Annotated in this window: 2 protein-coding genes and 1 pseudogene; all 3 read right to left on the minus strand. The window is 39.0% G+C overall.

Annotated features, from left to right (window positions below):
- Nucleotides 1–173: 173 nt before the first annotated feature.
- On the minus strand, nt 174–458 hold the full coding sequence (locus PX482_RS05045; protein ID WP_002764059.1) for a ribbon-helix-helix domain-containing protein: 285 nt from the start codon (nt 456–458) through the stop codon (nt 174–176).
- 512 nt (nt 459–970) lie between these two features.
- Nucleotides 971–1,171, minus strand: a complete 201-nt coding sequence (locus PX482_RS05050; RefSeq protein WP_502846654.1) for a hypothetical protein — start codon at nt 1,169–1,171, stop codon at nt 971–973.
- Between the two features lie 77 nt (nt 1,172–1,248).
- A pseudogene (locus PX482_RS05055) lies at nt 1,249–1,584 on the minus strand (RNA-guided endonuclease InsQ/TnpB family protein); the annotation flags it as partial.
- Nucleotides 1,585–1,635: the final 51 nt, after the last annotated feature.

A 1,635-nucleotide genomic window follows, 5' to 3' on the forward strand; every position in this document is an offset into this window, starting at 1 on the left:
GGGGGGCATAAATCGACTAAATCCTTATCTGGCAAGAGACTTAATTGATTAGTTCGCTCTAGAGCAAAAACAATTGACAAAAATCGCATCAATGTCCTTCTCTATAAGGGTTTCATCCCTTATAACTCCGTCCATTGCATAACAATTACCGAAGAACCAAATAATCTTTGACATTATTTCTGACTCATTGGGAAAACTTTAGCCTCTATTTGTTGTAAATCTTCTTCTAATTCTGAAAAAACCTCTTCGCCATTAATTCCTTCCTGTCGTCTTAATTCCTCAACGCCAATCATAACTTCCCGTTTCAATTCTTCAAATCTTCCTCGGTAAATTCTGTCTCTTTCTGCCAATAAACGCAATCCCTCTTGAATAACGGCTAAATCATCTTGATATTTTCCTGTTTTAATTTGTTGAGCAATCAAATCTTCTATTTCCGGTGTCAGTTGGATAGTGTTCATCGCTTCTCCATAATTACTTTTATATCATCCTAGCTGAGTATTATAGCGCAGACTTTTTAGCATCTTATAATTTTAACAGATTTTGGACAGACTGCGAGATAGACGGGTTCATCTCCCTGAACCTAAATCTTCTAGCACTCGTGAGCCGGAAAAGGGAGACAGCAGAAGAGCAAAAGCAAAAACCCGTACTCCCTTGCTCCCCCTCTCCCCTGCTCCCCGCTTCTTCACCCCCCGAAGCAATCTCTCAAAAGTTTTAATTGTTCTGATTAGTAATAAATTGACGAACAATCTCAACTCTTAGATTTAATTCCCGTGCAATTTGTTCTTCATTAAGTCCCCACCTAACCAGAAGGGGAATTGTTTCTAATTTCGGCTCTTCGGGACTTGGTATGGTTCGATATGGGGGCATAAATCGACTAAATCCTTATCTGGCAAGAGATTTAATTGATTAGTTCGCTCTAGATCGCAAACAATTGACAAAAATTGCGGTAATGTCTGTCTCTATAAGGGTTTCATTCCTTATAACCCCCATCCATTGCATAACACAAACCGAAGAGCCCTAATTTCCCTTCAAGCTTCCCTTCAAGTTTCCCTTCAAGTTTACGGTTCTTCGTTACTTGGTATGGTTCGATAGGGGGGCATAAATCGACTAAATCCTTATCTGGCAAGAGACTTAATTGATTAGTTCGCTCTAGAGCAAAAACAATTGACAAAAATCGCTAAATGCTTTTCTATATAAGGGTTCCATCCCTTATAACCCCCGTCCATTGCATAACAATTACCGAAGAGCCCGTTTTTTAAATTTAGGAGGTTTTACTTTTCTTCCTTTTCTCTCTCCCTTACAAGATGTAAAAAAGTTAGAATAGGCTGTCTCTAAGTCTCTCAAAGACTGTTGTAAAGGAATAGAAGAAACCTCGGTTAGCCACTGTTTTTCTTCTGTTTTTTTGACTTGAGTTAGTCTTTTAGATAACTCAGTATATTTTGGCTTTTTCTCCCCTTGTCGATAGAGTTCTTGGCAGTAGGCTAAGGTATCGTTCCAGACAACACGCACACACCCGAACAACTGAGACAAAAGCCTCTTTTGTTGGTCTGTTGGGTAAATACGGTATTGATACCTCGCTTTCATTGGGTTAAGATGTGTGTGTCTGTACTCTATTCTAACTAGGTCTGTTAATAA

The organism is Microcystis sp. M53602_WE12 (assembly GCF_030065455.1).
GTDB lineage: Bacteria > Cyanobacteriota > Cyanobacteriia > Cyanobacteriales > Microcystaceae > Microcystis > Microcystis aeruginosa.